Annotated in this window: 15 protein-coding genes and 1 other RNA gene; 2 read left to right on the plus strand and 14 right to left on the minus strand. The window is 63.8% G+C overall.

The features are described from left to right. Window positions 1-3 precede the first annotated feature (3 nt). From LOY54_RS22410 to rsmI, 14 genes are all read right to left on the minus strand, one after another. Window positions 4-963: a D-alanine--D-alanine ligase gene (locus LOY54_RS22410; RefSeq protein WP_258594788.1), complete on the minus strand. Its 960-nt coding sequence runs from the start codon at window positions 961-963 to the stop codon at window positions 4-6. Then, window positions 960-2,414, minus strand: coding sequence for a UDP-N-acetylmuramate--L-alanine ligase (gene murC / locus LOY54_RS22415; protein WP_045197336.1), 1,455 nt, complete (start codon window positions 2,412-2,414; stop codon window positions 960-962). Before murC ends, LOY54_RS22410 begins: the two co-directional genes overlap by 4 nt. Then, entirely contained in the window at window positions 2,407-3,486 is a 1,080-nt protein-coding gene (gene murG, locus LOY54_RS22420) for an undecaprenyldiphospho-muramoylpentapeptide beta-N-acetylglucosaminyltransferase (RefSeq protein ID WP_258607961.1), read from the minus strand. The genes murC and murG overlap by 8 nt, the downstream gene beginning before the upstream one ends. Then, a complete protein-coding gene (ftsW, locus tag LOY54_RS22425) occupies window positions 3,476-4,690 on the minus strand; it encodes a putative lipid II flippase FtsW (protein WP_045197333.1) in 1,215 nt (404 codons plus the stop codon). Before ftsW ends, murG begins: the two co-directional genes overlap by 11 nt. Next, the gene (gene murD, locus LOY54_RS22430) at window positions 4,687-6,033 is read right to left on the minus strand and encodes a UDP-N-acetylmuramoyl-L-alanine--D-glutamate ligase (protein ID WP_258607962.1); all 1,347 of its coding nucleotides are present in this window, start codon (window positions 6,031-6,033) and stop codon (window positions 4,687-4,689) included. The genes ftsW and murD overlap by 4 nt, the downstream gene beginning before the upstream one ends. Window positions 6,034-6,039: 6 nt before the next feature. Further along, a complete protein-coding gene (mraY, locus tag LOY54_RS22435) occupies window positions 6,040-7,122 on the minus strand; it encodes a phospho-N-acetylmuramoyl-pentapeptide-transferase (RefSeq protein ID WP_036996790.1) in 1,083 nt (360 codons plus the stop codon). Then, window positions 7,122-8,492: a UDP-N-acetylmuramoyl-tripeptide--D-alanyl-D-alanine ligase gene (gene murF / locus LOY54_RS22440; RefSeq protein ID WP_258607963.1), complete on the minus strand. Its 1,371-nt coding sequence runs from the start codon at window positions 8,490-8,492 to the stop codon at window positions 7,122-7,124. Before murF ends, mraY begins: the two co-directional genes overlap by 1 nt. After that, complete coding sequence (locus tag LOY54_RS22445; protein WP_258607964.1) at window positions 8,485-9,948, minus strand: UDP-N-acetylmuramoyl-L-alanyl-D-glutamate--2,6-diaminopimelate ligase; 1,464 nt, start codon at window positions 9,946-9,948, stop codon at window positions 8,485-8,487. Before LOY54_RS22445 ends, murF begins: the two co-directional genes overlap by 8 nt. Continuing rightward, window positions 9,948-11,681 (minus strand): penicillin-binding protein 2, encoded by a 1,734-nt coding sequence (locus LOY54_RS22450; protein ID WP_176794319.1) that lies wholly within the window; start codon window positions 11,679-11,681, stop codon window positions 9,948-9,950. Before LOY54_RS22450 ends, LOY54_RS22445 begins: the two co-directional genes overlap by 1 nt. Next, on the minus strand, window positions 11,681-11,974 hold the full coding sequence (gene ftsL, locus LOY54_RS22455; RefSeq protein ID WP_045197313.1) for a cell division protein FtsL: 294 nt from the start codon (window positions 11,972-11,974) through the stop codon (window positions 11,681-11,683). The genes LOY54_RS22450 and ftsL overlap by 1 nt, the downstream gene beginning before the upstream one ends. Continuing rightward, window positions 11,971-12,918, minus strand: a complete 948-nt coding sequence (gene rsmH / locus LOY54_RS22460; protein WP_408980535.1) for a 16S rRNA (cytosine(1402)-N(4))-methyltransferase RsmH — start codon at window positions 12,916-12,918, stop codon at window positions 11,971-11,973. Before rsmH ends, ftsL begins: the two co-directional genes overlap by 4 nt. Beyond that, window positions 12,915-13,370 carry a division/cell wall cluster transcriptional repressor MraZ gene (mraZ, locus tag LOY54_RS22465; protein ID WP_010220775.1) on the minus strand — a complete coding sequence of 152 codons (456 nt, stop codon included), beginning with the start codon at window positions 13,368-13,370 and terminating at the stop codon, window positions 12,915-12,917. Before mraZ ends, rsmH begins: the two co-directional genes overlap by 4 nt. A 309-nt stretch (window positions 13,371-13,679) precedes the next feature. Continuing rightward, window positions 13,680-14,039: RNase P RNA component class A (gene rnpB / locus LOY54_RS22470), an RNA gene on the minus strand. 67 nt (window positions 14,040-14,106) lie between these two features. After that, on the minus strand, window positions 14,107-14,982 hold the full coding sequence (gene rsmI, locus LOY54_RS22475) for a 16S rRNA (cytidine(1402)-2'-O)-methyltransferase (protein ID WP_045197308.1): 876 nt from the start codon (window positions 14,980-14,982) through the stop codon (window positions 14,107-14,109). Between the two features lie 186 nt (window positions 14,983-15,168). On the opposite strand from rsmI, the gene LOY54_RS22480 reads away from it, so the two are divergent. Next, the gene (locus tag LOY54_RS22480) at window positions 15,169-16,989 is read left to right on the plus strand and encodes a penicillin-binding protein activator (RefSeq protein WP_258607966.1); all 1,821 of its coding nucleotides are present in this window, start codon (window positions 15,169-15,171) and stop codon (window positions 16,987-16,989) included. Further along, window positions 16,989-17,360 (plus strand): YraN family protein, encoded by a 372-nt coding sequence (locus LOY54_RS22485; protein ID WP_045197304.1) that lies wholly within the window; start codon window positions 16,989-16,991, stop codon window positions 17,358-17,360. Before LOY54_RS22480 ends, LOY54_RS22485 begins: the two co-directional genes overlap by 1 nt. The last annotated feature ends 72 nt before the right edge of the window (window positions 17,361-17,432 follow it).

Raw genomic sequence — 17,432 nt, forward strand, 5'->3', positions numbered from 1 at the left:
GGCTTAACCTCGCGCCTCGACGCTTGCCGCCAGGATCGCCAGCACCAACTGCTGGAAGTCCAGGCCGGCCGCGCGTGCCGCCATCGGGACCAGGCTGTGATCAGTCATGCCTGGTGCGGTGTTGACCTCGAGCAGCCAGAAACGCCCCTGCTCGTCCTGCATCACGTCCAGGCGGCCCCAGCCGGCGATGCCGATGGCGTCGCAGGCACGGGCAGTCAGGTCGATCAGCTCTTGTTCCTTGGCCGCGTCCAGGCCGCACGGGATGCGGTACTGGGTATCGTTGGCAATGTACTTGGCGTCGTAGTCATAGAAGGTGTGCGGCGTGCCCAGGGCAATCGGCGGCAACACCTGGCCACGCAGGGTCGCGACGGTGAACTCCGGACCATGAATCCATTGTTCGACCAACACTTGCGAATCGTAGGTAGCGGCGTCCTTCCAGGCGGCGATCAATTCGTCGACACCCTGCACTTTCGCCATACCGATACTGGAACCTTCATGGGCCGGTTTGACGATCAAAGGGAAGCCCAGTTCCGCACCTGCAGAAATACAGTCGGCTTCGCTGCTCAGCACGGCGTGACGAGGGGTCGGAATCCCCAGGCTGTGCCAGACCTGCTTGGTCCGCAGCTTATCCATGGCCAGTGCCGAAGCGAGGATGCCGCTGCCGGTATAAGGGATGCCCAGGCACTCCAGCAAGCCCTGCATGCTGCCGTCTTCACCGCCACGGCCGTGGAGGATGATGAAGGCGCGGTCGATCTTCTCGCTCAGCAGGCGCTGCAGCAGATCGTCACCGACGTCGATGGCGACCACATCGACACCGGCGCTGGTCAGCGCCTGGATGACTGCGGCGCCGGACTTCAGCGAAACCTCGCGCTCGGCGCTCTTGCCGCCGTACAGCACGGCAACGCGGCCGAAGGCTTTCGGGTCGATGGTCGAGTGCAAAGTGGCGTATGCGTTATCAGTCATTTCGACTTCCCCTGACTGGCAACAGCACCAGCGAACAACGGACTCTTGAGTAATTGCGGGGCCAGGCCACCGATGTCACCGGCACCTTGGCACAGCAGGATGTCGCCAGCGCGCAGCAGCGGCTTGACCAGCGGCGCCAGCTCGATGCCGCGCTCGATGTAGATCGGGTCGAGCTGGCCGCGCTGGCGGATGCTGTGGCACAGCTGACGGCTGTCGGCACCGGGGATCGGCTCTTCGCCGGCCGGGTAGACTTCCATCAGCAGCAGTACGTTGGCGTCGGCCAGGACCTGGACGAAATCGTCGTAGAGGTCGCGGGTGCGGCTGTAACGGTGCGGCTGGTAAACCATCACCAGGCGCCGCTCAGGCCAGCCACCGCGCACGGCCTTGATCACCGCCGCGACTTCGGTCGGATGGTGGCCGTAGTCGTCGACCAGCATCACGCTGCCGCCCTCTACCGGCAGTTCGCCGTAGACCTGGAAGCGCCGCCCTACCCCCTGGAACCCCGAAAGGCCCTGGACAATGGCTTCATCGCTGATGCCCTCGTCGGTGGCAATGGCGATGGTCGCCAGGGCGTTGAGCACGTTGTGATTGCCCGGCATGTTGACCGACACGTCCAGCGGCTCGCGATCGCGGCGCAGCACGGTGAAGTGGGTCTGCATGCCCGACTGGCGGACATTGATCGCGCGCACGTCGGCTTCTTCGCTGAAGCCATAGGTGACCGCCGGACGCTTGACCTGCGGGAGGATCTCGCGCACCACCGGATCGTCCAGGCACATCACCGCCAGCCCGTAGAACGGCAGGTTGTGGAGGAACTCGACGAAGGTTTTCTTCAGTTTGTTGAAGTCGCCTTCGTAGGTCGCCATATGGTCGGCGTCGATGTTGGTGACCACCGCCACCAGCGGCTGCAGGTGCAGGAAGCTGGCGTCGCTTTCATCGGCTTCGGCGATCAGGTAGCGGCTGGTGCCGAGCTGGGCATTGGTGCCGGCTGCATTGAGGCGGCCACCGATGACGAAGGTCGGGTCCAGGCCACCGGCGGCGAATACCGAGGCCAGCAGGCTGGTGGTGGTGGTCTTGCCATGGGTACCGGCAACGGCGATGCCGTGGCGGTAGCGCATCAGCTCGGCGAGCATCTCGGCCCGCGGCACCACCGGAATGCGCCGCTCAAGGGCGGTGGCGACCTCCGGGTTGGCGGTGTTGATGGCGCTCGAGACCACCAGCACATCGGCGCTGGCGGCGTTCTCGGCACGGTGACCGATGAAGATCTGCGCACCGAAGGATTCCAGACGCTCGGTGACCGGCGAGGTCTTGAGGTCGGAGCCCGACACCTGGTAACCCAGGTTCAGCAGCACTTCGGCAATACCGCACATGCCCACGCCGCCGATACCGACGAAGTGGATGCGACGGATACGGCGCATTTCCGGTTGTGGCATGGCTTTTTGATTCTCAACCATGGGCCACCTCCAGACAGATATCGACCACGGTGCGGGTGGCAGCGGGCTTGGCCAGGCGCCGGGCAGTGGCGGCCATGGTGGTGAGTTTTTCCGGTTGCATCAGCACCTCGTTCAGGCGTTCAGCGAGTTGCGCTGCGCCAGTTGTCGCTTGTGGCATCAGGAAGGCAGCGCCTTCACGGGCCAGATAATGGGCGTTGTGGGTCTGGTGGTCGTCGATGGCATGGGGCAAGGGCACCAGCATCGAGGGCAAGCCGGCCGCAGCCAGCTCGCTGACAGTCAGCGCACCCGCGCGGCAGACCACCAGATCAGCCCAGCCATAGGCATGGGCCATGTCCTTGATGAACGGCTCTACCTGAGCCTCGACACCCGCCTGGCGATAACGCTCGGCGGTAATCTGGTCGTGCTGCTTGCCAGCCTGGTGGAACACCTCGGGACGAATCTCCTGAGGCACCTGGGCCAGGGCCTGGGGCAGCAGCTTGTTCAGTGGTTCGGCACCCAGGCTTCCGCCGAGTACCAGCAAGCGAGGCCTGCGCGCGCCCAGGGGCTCGCGCAGGGTTTCCATGAACAGTTCGCTGCGCACCGGGTTACCGGTGGTGCGCAGTTTGTCCGACGCTGCGAAGGTGTCGGGGAAAGCTTCGCAGACTCGGCCAGCCAAGGGCACCAGCAGCCGATTGGCGGTACCGGCGCGGGCGTTCTGCTCGTGAATCACCACCGGCACGCCGCAGAGCTTGGCGGCTACGCCACCGGGGCCGGTCACGTAGCCACCGAAGCCGACCACACACACCGGCTTGAGCTGACGAATGACCCGCCGCGCCTGCAGCACCGCCTTGACCAGGGTGAACGGCGCCTTGAGCAACGACAGCTTGCTCTTGCCGCGCAGGCCGGTGACCTGGATCAGGTGCAATTGCAGGCCTGCCTGGGGCACCAGTTCATTCTCGATACCGCGAGGGGTGCCCAGCCAGTGCACGCTGAAGCCGCGCGCCTGGAACTCACGGGCGCAGGCCAGCGCCGGGAACACGTGGCCCCCGGTGCCGCCGGCCATGATCAATACGTTCTTGCCGTTAGCGGCCATGATTCGGCTCCTCGGCAAAATCGCTTTCATCGAATTCGTGTTCTTCACTGCCCAGGTGCGTGCGGCTCTCCCACTCGATCCGCAGCAGCAAGCCGACGCAGGCGCAGCAGATCACCAGCGAGCTACCGCCGTAACTGAGGAACGGCAGGGTCAGGCCCTTGGTCGGCAGCAGGCCGACGTTCACGCCGATGTTGATCAGGAACTGACCAATCCACAGGAAGGCCAGGCCGAAAGCCATGTAGGCGGCAAAGAACTGCTTGGCTTTTTCAGCCCACAGGCCGATGTACAGCGCGCGCACAGTGACAAACACAAACAGCGCCACGGTGACCAGCGAGCCGACCACGCCCAGTTCTTCGGCAAGTACCGAAAAAACGAAGTCGGTGTGCGCTTCGGGCAGGTAGAACTGCTTCTGCACGCTGTTGCCCAGGCCGACACCCAGCCACTCGCCGCGACCGAAGGCGATCAGCGCCTGGGTCAGCTGGTAGCCGGAGCCGAACTGATCCGACCAGGGGTCGGTAAAGGTGATCAAACGTGCCATCCGGTAGGGTTGGGCCTGGACCAGGATGAACACCGCCGCCACCGCCAGCACCACCATCAAGCTGAAACGGAACAGACCGACGCCACCAAGGAACAGCATCGCTGCCGCCGCGCCCATCATGACCACCGTGGCACCGAAGTCCGGCTCCATCAGCAGCAGGCCGGCCATTGGCAACAGCACGATGAACGGCTTGAAGAAGCCCATCCAGCTTTCGCGCACTTCCTGCTGGCGACGCACCAGGTAACCGGCCAGGTAAATGACCACGAAGACCTTGGCGATTTCCGAGGGCTGGACGTTGAAGAAGCTGAAGCCGATCCAGCGCATCGAGCCGTTCACTTCGCGGCCGATGCCCGGCACCAGTACCAGCACCAGCAGGCCGAAGGCGCCGACCAGCATGGTGAAGCCCATCTTCTGCCAGGTGGCGATCGGCACCATCATGGTGACGATGCAGGCAAAGACGCCGATGGCCACGTACACCAGGTGGCGAAACATGTGATACAGCGGGTTGCCCGACTGCGCCGCGGCGACTTCCGAGGACGCCGAGGTGATCATCACCAGGCCGAGGCCGAGCAGCGCCAGGCAGCCGGCGAGCATGGCGAAATCGAGGTCGATGCCGCGACCGCTGATCAGCGGCGATGGATAAGGCTTGATGATGCCGAAGATCATGCCAGCCCTCCTGCGGCCTGGGCGAACAGGCGCCCACGCTCTTCGAAGTTTTTGAACATGTCCAGGCTCGCGCAGGCCGGCGACAACAGCACGGCATCGCCAGGCTGGGCCAGTTCGGCGCATTGCTGCACGGCTTCATCGAGGGTGTTCACCCGGATCTGCGGCACGTCGTCGCCCAGGGCTTGCGCCAGGCGCTCGGCATCGCGGCCAAGCAGCACAACGGCGCGGCAGTTGGCTGCAACCGGTGCGCGCAGGGCGCTGAAGTCGGCACCTTTGCCATCGCCGCCGGCGACCAGCACCAGCTTGCCGTCGATATCGGCGCCCAGGCCTTCGATCGCCGCCAGGGCGGCACCGACGTTGGTCGCCTTGGAGTCGTCATACCAGTTCACGCCGTTACGCTCGCGGATCCACTGGCAACGGTGGGCAAGGCCTGCGAAGGTGCGCAGGCTGGAGAGCATGGCGTCCATCGGCAAACCGACCGCATGGCCCAGGGCCAGGGCCGCCAGGGCGTTGGACTGGTTGTGGGCGCCGCGAATCTTCAGCTCGCGCACCGGCATCAGATTCTGGAATTCGAACGCCAGGTACTTCTCGCCGTTCTCTTCGCGCAGACCGAAGGCCTTGAAGTCGGGCGCATTCAGACCAAAGGTCCATACCGGTTGGCCTTCAGACAACAGAGGCCGGCTCAGGGCATCCTGGCGGTTGACCACCACCTGGCGCGCACCACGGAAGATCCGGTGCTTGGCCAGATGATAGGCCGGCAGGCCGCTGTAGCGGTCCATGTGGTCTTCGCTGACGTTGAGCACGGTGGCCACTTCGGCGTTGAGCTGGTCGGTGGTCTCCAACTGAAAGCTCGACAGCTCCATCACGTACAGCTCGACGTCGTCGCTGAGCAAATCCAGCGCCGGGGTACCGAGGTTGCCGCCGACCGCCACACGTTTGCCTGCCGCGGCGGCCATTTCGCCAACCAGGGTGGTGACAGTGCTTTTGGCGTTGGAGCCGCTGATGGCAATGATCGGCGCCTTGGCGTTGCGGGCGAACAGTTCGATATCGCCCGACAGCTTCACGCCGCGGGCAGCGGCCTGTTGCAGGGCCGGGGTGGCAAGGGCCAGGCCGGGGCTGACATACAGCTCGTCGGCGCGACAGAGAAACTCGACGTCCAGCTCGCCACAGCGCACTTCCACCTGCGGGAAATCACGGCGCAGGGTGTCCAGTTCCGGAGGGTTGTCACGGGTGTCGGCAACCGCAAAGGCAATGCCCCGGTTCGCCAGGAAGCGAACCAGGGACATGCCGCTCTTGCCGAGGCCGACAACGATGCGGAAGTGGTCAGAAGCGATCAAGGACACGCGTTTCTACCTCAGTTTCAGGGTGGCAAGGCCGATCAGCACCAGAATCACGGTGATAATCCAGAAGCGGACGATCACCCGAGGCTCGGGCCAACCCTTGAGTTCAAAGTGGTGGTGAATCGGCGCCATGCGGAACACGCGCTTGCCGGTCAACTTGAAGGAGGCCACCTGGATCACCACCGACAGGGTCTCCATGACGAACACACCGCCCATGATGAACAGGACGATTTCCTGGCGCACGATCACCGCGATCGTGCCCAGTGCGGCGCCCAGTGCCAGGGCACCGACGTCGCCCATGAACACCTGGGCCGGATAGGTGTTGAACCACAAAAAGCCCAGGCCGGCACCGATCAGCGCGCCACAGAATACGATCAGTTCGCCTGCGCCCGGTACATAAGGGATCAGCAGGTATTCAGCGAATTTCACGTTACCCGACAGGTAGCAGAAGATGCCCAGGGCGCCGCCGACCATGACTGTTGGCATGATCGCCAGGCCATCGAGGCCGTCGGTGAGGTTCACCGCGTTGCTCGAGCCAACGATGACGAAGTAGGTCAGGACGACGAAACCGATACCCAACGGGATGGTGACATCCTTGAGCATCGGCACGATCAGGGTGGTTTCGACGCTGGTCGGCGCGGTCATGTAAAGGAAGATCGCCGCGCCCAGGCCGAACACCGACTGCCAGAAATACTTCCAGCGACTCGGCAGGCCGCGCGAGTTCTTCTCGATCACCTTGCGGTAGTCATCGACCCAGCCGATGGCGCCGAACAGCAGGGTGACGATCAGCACCACCCAGACATAACGGTTGGTCAGGTCGGCCCACAGCAGGGTGCTGATGCCGATGGCCGACAGGATCAGTGCGCCACCCATGGTCGGGGTGCCGGATTTGGACAGGTGCGATTGCGGGCCGTCGTTACGAACGGCTTGACCGATCTGGCGAATCTGCAGGGTACGGATCATCCATGGGCCCAGCCACAGGGCCAGCGACAACGCGGTCAGTACACCCAGAATCCCGCGCAGGGACAGGTACTGAAAGACCGCGAAGCCTTTGTAGAACTGTTGCAGATACTCAGCCAGCAGCAGCAGCATTAATGTTTCTCCCCGCTGGAACCGCACAAAGCCGCCACGACGTTCTCCATCGCAGCGCTGCGCGAACCCTTGATCAAAATAGTGGTGTTGGTGGCCTGTTCGGCGGCGCGAACGGCGTCGATCAGGTCAGCTTGATTAGCGAAATGTCGGGCATTGGTACCGAACGCAGCTACCGCGTGGGCCATGTTGGTGCCCACCGCATAGAGTGCCGAAACCTTGTCTTTGGCGTACTCGCCTACCTGCCGATGCCCTTCCTCAGCCCACTGGCCCAATTCGCCGATATCCCCGAGCACCAGGACGGTGCGGCCGGAAAAGCCGGCGAGTATATCAACGGCAGCGCACATCGAGGTGGGGTTTGCGTTGTAAGTGTCATCAATCACCCGCACACCGTTGGCCGCCATCTGCACCACAGTGCGGCCCTTGACCGGTTGCACGGCATTGAGGCCCTGGACGATACCGTCCAGGGTCAGACCAAAGGCATGCGCGGCAGCGGCGGCCGCCAGTGCGTTGGCCACGTTGTGGGTGCCCAGCAGGTTGAGCTGGACCCGCGCCACGCCCAGCGGGCTGTGCAGGTCGAACGACGGGCAACCGCGCGGGTCGTGGGCGATGTTGGCAGCGTGGAAATCGGCGTCGGCGTTGTTCAGGGCGAAGGTCAGCAGTGGGCGATTACCGGCGCGCTTTTTCCAGATGGCGAAGGCCTTGTCATCAAGGTTCAATACGGCCACGCCATCCTGCCCCAGACCTTCGAGGATCTCGCCCTTGGCTTCGACAATCTTCTCTGGCCCGCCGAACTCGCCGACATGAGCAGTTCCGGCATTGTTGATCAACGCGACCTGTGGCTTGGTCAGGCCGACGGTGTAGGCAATTTCGCCGATGCGCGAGGCACCCAGCTCGATCACCGCCGCGGTGTGTTCCGGAGCCAGTTCGAGCAGGGTCAGCGGTGCGCCAAAATCGTTGTTGAGGTTGCCACGGGTGGCCAGCACCGGGCCACGGGTGCGCAGGATGCTGGCAAGCATCTCCTTGACCGTGGTCTTGCCGCTGGAGCCGGTAATGGCGGCGACCGGCTTGTCGAAAGCGGCGCGGTTCAACGCGCCGAGCTGGCCCAGGGCCAGGCGGGTATCGGCAACCACCAACTGCGCCAGGCTGCTGCCCGGCACTTCGCGCTGCACCAGGGCGGCGACCGCGCCTTTGCCAGCAACGTCGTTCAAGTAATCGTGGCCGTCAAAACGCGGCCCGGCCAGGGCAACGAAAAGCTGCCCGGCGGTGATGGCACGGCTGTCGATGCTGACGCCATTGAAGGTTGCATCCTGACCGTGCAGGCGGCCGTTGAGCGGCGCCGTCAGTTGGCTGAGGGACAATGGCTTAAGCATGGGCAGCCTCCCACACGGCCAGGGCCTTCTCAGCTTCAACCAGGTCGGAGAAGTCGTGGCGCTCGCCGTTGATTTCCTGATAGTCCTCATGCCCCTTGCCGGCCAGGACGATGACATCGTCAACGCCGGCGCTGGCAATCAGCTGAGCGATGGCGGCACCGCGGCCGGCAACGAAATCGACCGCATCGGCCTGGGCAAAACCCGGGCGGATGTCGGCGAAGATCTGCTGCGGGTCTTCAGTGCGCGGGTTGTCGTCGGTAACCAGCACGCGGTCAGCCAGGCGCTCGGCAACTTCAGCCATCAGCGGCCGCTTGCCGCGATCGCGATCGCCGCCGCAACCGAACAGGCACAGCAACTGGCCCTTGGCGTGCGGGCGCAACGCTTGCAGCACCTGCTCCAGGGCATCGGGGGTATGCGCGTAATCGACCACCACCAGCGGCTTGCTGCCGCCGCCCAGGCGCTGCATGCGCCCGACCGGGCCTTCCAGCGCCGGGGTGACCTTGAGAATTTCGTCCAGCGGGTAATCCAGCGCCAGCAAGGTGCCGACCGCCGCGAGCATGTTGCTCAGGTTGAAGCGCCCGAGCAGGCGGCTGCGCAGCGCGTGCTCACCCTGGGCGGTGACGATCACGGCGCGCACGCCATCATCATCGAAATGCGCTTCGCGGCAGTACAGCGACGCGGCCGGATCCTTGAGGCTGTAGCTGATCAGGCGCGACTCGCCCTGCCCGGCTGCCAGGCGCCGGCCAAAATCGTCATCGAGGTTGACCACCCGGCAACGCAGGTTCGGCCAGGCGAACAGGCGCGCCTTGGCGTCTTCGTAAGCCTGCATGCTGCCGTGGTAGTCGAGGTGATCACGGGACAGGTTGGTCATCACCGCAATATCGAATGCCAGAGCCGCGACCCGGCCCTGGTCCAGGGCATGGGAAGAGACTTCCATGGCCACGGCCTTGGCCCCGGCCTTTTTCAGGTCGCTCAGGGTCGCCTGCACGGCGATCGGGTCCGGCGTGGTCAGGCGACCGCTTTGCAGGGCGCCATAGAAACCGGTCCCGAGGGTGCCGATCAGGCCACAGTGCTGGCCGAGCTGGTCCAGCGCCTGGGCTACCAGCTGGGTGACGCTGGTCTTGCCGTTGGTGCCGGTGACGCCGACCAGGTCGAGCAGGCGGCTCGGCTCACCGTAGAAACGCCCGGCGATGTCCGACAGTTGCGCGGCCAGGCCCTTGACCGGGATCAACGGCACCTCGGCGATCGGCAGCACGGTGGCGCCTTCGGCTTCATAGGCGACCGCCGCGGCACCGCGCTTGAGCGCGTCGGCAATGTGTTCACGGCCATCCATGCGCGTACCCGGCACCGCCAGGAACAGGTCGCCCGGGCGCACGTTGCGGCTGTCCAGGGTCAGTTCGCGGATCGACGGATCGCGGCTGGCCTGGGTAAAAAGCTTGCTCAATGGCATTGTCATCAACCGCGTCCTCCCTTGACCGGTGCAGCGTTGACTTGCTGCGTAGGTGTTGCCGGCGGCAGGTTGTCCGGCGGAATGTTCATCAGGCGCAGGGTGCCGGACATGACTTTGCTGAACACCGGCGCCGATACCAGACCACCGAAGTAGCCGCCCTTGCTCGGCTCATCGATGACCACGACCACGGCATAGCGCGGGTCGCTCATCGGCCCGAAGCCGGCGAACAGCGAACGGTACGAATTCTCGGTGTAACCCTTGGAACCGATAGTGGCTTTACGCGCGGTGCCCGACTTGCCACCCACGTGGTAGAACGGCACCTGGGCGCGGAACACCCCGCGCGGCGCCTCGATAACCTGCTGGACCATGCCCTGGATAGTCTCGGCGACTTCCTTGGGCACGACCTGGGTAGACTCCGGCGCCTTGTCGACCTTGAGGATGCTCAGCGGCACCATCTTGCCGTCGTTGGCCAGCGCGGCGTAGGCATGCACCAGTTGCAGCGCGGTCACCGACAGGCCGTAGCCGTAGGACAGGGTCGCGGTCTCGGCCTTGCGCCACTCGCGGTGGTTGGGCAGGTTGCCGACGCGCTCGCCCGGGAAGCCCAGGCCGGTGTACTGGCCAAGCCCCAGCTGGGACATGACCCGGTAGATCGATTCGCCACCGATATCGAAGGCAATCTTGCTCATGCCGACGTTACTGGAGTTGATCAGGATGCCGGTCAGGTCGAGGATCGGCCCTTCGCTGCGCGATACGTCGCGAATGGTGTAGCGGCCCAGTTGCAGGGTGCCCGGGTAGACCTCGACCTTGTCGGTCGGCTTCCAGCGCCCGCTCTGCAGGGCCGCGCTCATGGACAGCGGCTTGACCGTCGAACCTGGCTCGAACACGTCGATGATCGCCCGGTTACGCATGGCCGCCGGGAACATGCTGCGACGGTTGTTGGGGTTGTAGGTCGGCTGGTTGACCATGGCCAGCACTTCGCCGGTCTTGACGTCGAGGATCACCAGGCTGCCGGCCTTGGCTTCCTGTTCGGCAATGGCGTTGCGCAACTCGCGGGTGGCCAGGTATTGCAGGCGCAGGTCGATCGACAACGCCAAGGTCTTTCCGGCCTTGGCGTTTTTGGTTACCTGGATGTCCTTGATCAGCCGGCCGCGCCGGTCCTTGATCACCTGTCGCTTGCCGGGCACGCCGGCCAGCCATTCATCGTAGGCCAGCTCCACGCCTTCGCGGCCATGGTCGTCGAGGTCGGTAAAGCCGACCATGTGCGCGGCGACATCGCCGGCCGGGTAGAAACGACGGAATTCCTCGATGCCATAGACACCGGGGACTTTAAGATCGAGCACCACCTGGCCCTGCTCCGGGGTCAGGCCGCGGACCAGGTAAATGAACTCCTTGCTGGCCTGCTGTTCCAGGCGCGCCGCCAGTTGCTGCGGGTTCTGCTTGAGCGCGGCAGCCAGGGCCGGCCAGCGGTCCTTGGCAGCCTGCATTTCTTTCGGGTTGGCCCACAGGGTGGTCACCGGGGTACTGACGGCCAGCGGCTCGCCATTACGGTCGGTGATCAGCCCGCGGTGCGCAGGAATAGGAATATGTCGCAGGCTGCGGGCATCGCCCTGGCCCTTGAGGAAGTCACGGTCGACCACCTGCAGGTCGATGATGCGCCAGGCAATCGCGCCGACCATCAGTGCCAGCAGGGCGATGACCACGCGGAACCGCCATGGGTAGAGTGCGCCTTCAAGTTTCATCATGGCGCCACCATCCGTACTTCGTCAGCGGCCGGAATACGCATTTTCAGCTGTTCGCTGGCAAGGTTCTCGATACGGCTGTGGGCCGTCCAGGTGCTCTGCTCGAGAATCAGTCGGCCCCACTCGGCCTGGGCCTTGTCGCGCTCGCTGAGTTCGCCGTACAGGGTGTTGAGCAACTGACGGTTCCAGTGCGCGCTGTAGGACACCGCCACCGAAGAAACGAGCACGCCAATGAACAGCAGAAGCATCAGGAAGCTTCCGCCTGGCAAAGGCTTGGCGAACAAACGGCTCACCGCAGTTTCTCGGCGACGCGCATGACCGCGCTACGCGAACGTGGGTTGGCCTTGAGCTCGGCTTCGGAAGCGAACTGGGCCTTGCCGTGGACCTTGATCTTCGGCTCGAAGTGCTTGTGCTGGACCGGCAGGTTGCGCGGCAGGTTGTCGGCCTCACCCTTGACCAGCTTGCGCATGAACAGTTTGACGATGCGGTCTTCCAGCGAGTGGAAGCTGATCACCACCAGGCGCCCGCCGACTTCCAGCGCTTCGAGCGCAGCCTCAAGGCCGGCCTCAAGATCACCGAGTTCGTTGTTGACGTGAATGCGCAGGCCCTGGAAGGCACGGGTTGCCGGGTTTTTGCCCTTTTCCCAGGCCGGGTTGGCAACCTTGAGCACTTCGGCAAGGTCGGCGGTGCGGGTAAACGGAGTTTCTTCACGGCGCAGCACCACGGCACGGGCCATGCGCTTGGCAAAGCGCTCTTCGCCGTATTCCTTGAACACCCGGGCGATTTCTTCTTCCGGCGCAGCGGCGATGAACTCGGCAGCGCTGACGCCGCGAGTCGGGTCCATGCGCATGTCCAGCGGGCCGTCGTTGAGGAAGCTGAAGCCGCGCTCAGGGTCGTCCAGCTGTGGCGACGAGACGCCCAGGTCGAGCAGGATGCCGCTGACCTTGCCGGCCAGGCCGCGCTCGGCAACTTCGGCGCCCAGCTCGGCAAAACTGCGCTGCACAATGACAAAGCGGCCGTCTTCGGCCGCCAGCGCTTGCCCGGTGGCAATCGCTTGTGGGTCCTTGTCAAAACCCAGCAGCCGGCCCTGCGGCCCGAGCTTGCTGAGGACTAACCGGCTATGCCCGCCGCGCCCGAAGGTGCCATCCAGATAGCAGCCATCGGCGCGTACGGCGAGAGCCTCGACGGCTTCGTCAAGCAGTACGGTGATGTGGTTAAAGCCGCTATCTATAGTCACAGGATCAAATCACGCAGTTCATCAGGCATGGCGCCCGGTTGTTGGATAGCTGCGAGGTCGGCTGCCGAAACCGCGTTCCAGGCATCCTCGTCCCACAGCTGAAATTTGTTCAGTTGCCCCACCAGCATTGCCTTCTTGTCGAGCTTGGCGTACTCGCGCAAACGCGGCGGCACCAGGAAACGCCCACTGCCATCAAGCTCAAGATCCACCGCATTGCCGATCAGCAAACGCTGCAGGCGGCGGTTCTCTTCACGCAATGACGGCAAGGCGCGCAACTTGGCTTCAATCAGCTCCCACTCATCGAGCGGGTACACACATAAACAGGGATCAACCGCATCGATGGTCACGATCAACTGCCCGGAACTACGCGAATCGAGCTCGTCACGGTACCGGCTCGGCATTGCGAGACGGCCCTTTGCGTCGAGGTTGATGGCGTTGGCTCCGCGGAACACGGCTGCGATTCCCCACAATGTTAGCGTTTTTGTGTCAGAAAACCCACTTCATGCCACTTTCTGCCACTTGCGCACACTATAGGAATCCGCCTACCACACCGTCAAGGCACGCTTATAAGGAAATCCCTTACAGATCGGAGATTTAGCGCGCACAGAGAAGATAGAAGGACAATTCGGAAGGGATTTTGACAAAAAAACTCAAACCCGCTCAGACGGATAGAGAGCGAAGTTAAAGTAATTTATTAAGAGTAAGATTTTTTCGGTATTACCAGCACGCATCTGCTATCGATTCAAGCAGGAGGGGAAGAGGTGGAGAGTCGATCTGTAAGCCGGGTTCTGTCGAGGACAGTCATTCCTCTACGACGGCCATCACTGGACGCCTTTAGCAACCTACCCGGTTCCAACGCGGGCCGCGCCATATGGAACCCTATTTGGTCTTGCTCCGAGTGGGGTTTACCTAGCCATGAACTGTTGCCAGTCATGCGGTGCGCTCTTACCGCACCTTTTCACCCTTACCGGCACCGAAGTGCTTAGGCGGTTATTTTCTGTGGCACTTTCCGTAGGCTCGCGCCCCCCAGGCATTACCTGGCACTCTGCCCTATGGAGCCCGGACTTTCCTCCCCCCTCTATTGCGGAACAATAGAAGGCAGCGACTGTCCAATCGACTCTCCGCCGCAAAGGTTAACGGTAGCGGGCGCCAAGAACAAGCGATAAAACCGATAATAGCACTATAACATCAGTGGGCTTTCTGTTTTTCCAGTGCCGCCTGGTACAGCAGGTTCTTGCGCACCCCGGTGATTTCCGCCGCCAGCGCAGCGGCGCGCTTGAGCGGCATTTCCGCCAGCAGCAGGTCGAGAATACGCATTGCCTCGCTGCTGACCGCCTGCTCATCTTCCGGCGCGGTATAGCCCGCCACCAGCACCACACACTCGCCACGCTGCTGATTGCTGTCAGCCTCGACGAAAGCGCGCAGCTCGGCCAGCGGCAAACCCTTGAGGGTCTCGAAGGTTTTGGTCAGCTCGCGGGCCAGCAACGCCGGGCGCTCGCCACCGAATACCTCTTCCATGTCCTGCAGGCACTCGAGAATCCGGTGCGGTGCTTCGTAGAAGATCAGCGTACGCGGCTCTTCCTTTACCTGACTCAGGCGCGCGCGACGTCCTACAGCCTTGGCTGGCAGGAAGCCTTCGAAGATGAACCGGTCCGACGGCAGGCCAGCGGCCGACAGCGCCGCGATCAGCGCGCAGGCACCGGGCACCGGCACCACTGCGATGCCGGCGGCGCGGGCCTGGCGCACCAGGTGATAGCCAGGATCGGAAATCAGCGGCGTACCGGCGTCGGAAATCAGCGCGACGTTGTCGCCCGCCAGCAAACGGGTGATAAAACGACTGCCCTCATCACGCTCGTTGTGCTCGTGGCAGGCAGCCAGCGGCGTGTTGATACCAAAGTGTTGCATCAGACGAATGGAGTGACGGGTGTCTTCGGCGGCGATCAGCGCCACATCACCGAGTATTTTCAGTGCCCGGGCACTCATGTCATCCAGGTTGCCGATCGGCGTGGCCACCACGTAAAGCGTGCCCGAAGTGGATTGGGAAGCCCCTGGAACATCAGTCACTGCACACACCTGTCGTCATGATCAAAGCGCCATTGTAGCCCGAGACTCGGCAACATTGGGCAATCAGGATTGCCGCAAAGCGGCGTTCCAGCACCTATATTGAAGGATTAACGCCAGCAAGATCGCGCCCCGGCCAGCGCTTGGGTACAATTGCCAGTTAATTTGATCGAGTAACAGGACCCTTACATGATCGCTTGCCTGCGGCTGTTCACAGCCCTTTGCCTCGCCGCCCTGCTGGCAGCCTGCGCCAGCTCGCCCTCGTCGAGCCTCGGCGAACTGCCGCGCACACCGGATGCCAGCATCGAGCAACTGCTTGAACAGGCCACCACCAGCAAGACGCCGGAGCAAGCTGCACTGTTGCGCCTGAGCGCCGCCGACCTGGCCTACAAGCAAAAGGACAATGCCCGCGCCGCGCGCATCCTCGAGCAGGTGCCGCTGGAGCAGCTCAAACCGGCCCAGCAGATCTTCGCCAGCACCCTGGCGGCAGAACTGGCCATGAGCCGCAACCAGCCGAAAATGGCCCTGGTCGCCTTGAGCCACCCAAGCCTGGCGCGCCTCAACGAGCTGCCGGAAGATCAACAGATCCGTACCCGCAGCGTGCATGCCGCAGTGCTGGAAGCCAACGGCCAGCCACTGGCCGCCGCCCAGGAGCGCGCGCAATTGACGCCGCTGCTCAAGGGCGATGCTGCCAACGCCAACAACGACGCGATCTGGAACCTGGTAGCCGCCACCCCGCGCGATCAGCTCAATAACCTCAGCAGCGGCACCGACACCATGGCCGGCTGGGCCAGCCTGGCCCTGGCGGTAAAAGGCGCCGGCACCGTCGAGCAGCAACAAGCCGCCATCGACGCCTGGCGCGCCCAGCACGCCGATCACCCGGCCGCCGCCCAGCTGCCACCGTCGCTGATCAAGCTGATGGAACTGACCAGCCAGCCGCTGACCAAAATCGCCCTGCTGCTGCCACAGGAAGGCCAGTTGGCCGGCGTTGCCCGCGCCCTGCGTGACGGTTTCATGGCCGCGCACTTCCAGGCCCAGCAAGCCGGCCAGAAGCCGCCGACCATCGAAGTCTTCGACAGCTCGCGACTGACCTCGCTGGACGACTTTTACCGCCAGGCCCAGGCCTCTGGCGTGCAACTGGTGGTTGGCCCGCTGGAAAAACCGCTGGTGAAAAAGCTCGCCGCCTACCCGCAACTGCCGATCACCACCCTCGCCCTGAACTACAGCGATGCCGGCCAGAAAGGCCCGGAGCAGCTGTATCAGTTCGGCCTCGCCGCCGAAGACGAAGCCCGTGAAGTGTCGCGCCGCGCCCGCGCCGACGGCATGGTGCGCGCCGTCGCCCTGGTGCCGAAAGGCGAATGGGGCGACCGCGTGCTCAAGGCCTTCCGCCAGGACTGGGAAGCCAACGGTGGCAGCCTGCTGGCTGCCCAGCACATCGACCAGCCGGTAGCCCTGGCCCAGCAGATCGCCGAGCTGTTCCAGCTGCGCCAGAGCGAAGGCCGCGCCAAGAGCCTGCAAAGCACCGTCGGCGGCGCCGTATCGGCCCAGCCGTCGCGCCGCCAGGACATCGACTTCATCTTCCTTGCCGCCACCCCGCAGCAAGGCCAGCAGATCAAGCCGACCCTGAACTTCCAGTACGCTGGCGACGTACCGGTGTATGCCACCTCGCACGTTTACAGCGCCAGCGGCGACGTCAACCAGTACCGCGACCTCACCGGCGTGCGCTTTTGCGATACTCCATGGCTGCTCGACAGCGGCAACCCGTTGCGCCAGCAGGTAGAACGTCAGTGGCCACAAGCGGCCGGCAGCCTCGGCCGCCTGTACGCCATGGGCATCGACGCCTTCAGCCTGGCACCACGCCTGGGCCAGCTGCGCGCGCTGCCGGAAAACCGCATTGACGGCCTGTCCGGCAGCCTGAGCATGAACGAGAACCAGCGCATCGAGCGGCAACTGCCGTGGGCCGAGTTCACCGGCGGCCAAATCAAACGCCTGCCCGACACCCCACGCTGATGCCCGACAGTTCGCGCCAACAGGCCGGCCAGGCCGCCGAACGGCAAGCCCTTGAATACCTTCAAGGGCAAGGCCTGCGGCTGCTGGCGCAGAACTGGCGATGCAAACGCGGCGAGCTTGATCTGGTCATGCTCGACAGCGATACAGTAGTATTCGTCGAAGTCCGCTACCGGCTGCACGCGGATTTTGGCGGTGCGCTCGCCAGTATCGACGGGCGCAAGCAGGACAAACTGGTGCTAGCCGCCGAGTCTTTTCTGCAAAAGGAAACACGCTGGGCCAACCACCCCTGCCGTTTCGATGTCATCGCCTTGCAAGGCAGAGGCCATTCGGGCCCACCGCTGGACTGGCTGAAAAATGCCTTCGAGTGCTGAACCCGCCACTGCCCTGCGCCATTACCCCTACAACTTTTTTGCTCTTTGCTTCACGGGCTGCACAGTCATGTG

It is taken from the genome of Pseudomonas sp. B21-032 (genome assembly GCF_024748965.1).
In the GTDB taxonomy this organism is placed as follows: domain Bacteria; phylum Pseudomonadota; class Gammaproteobacteria; order Pseudomonadales; family Pseudomonadaceae; genus Aquipseudomonas.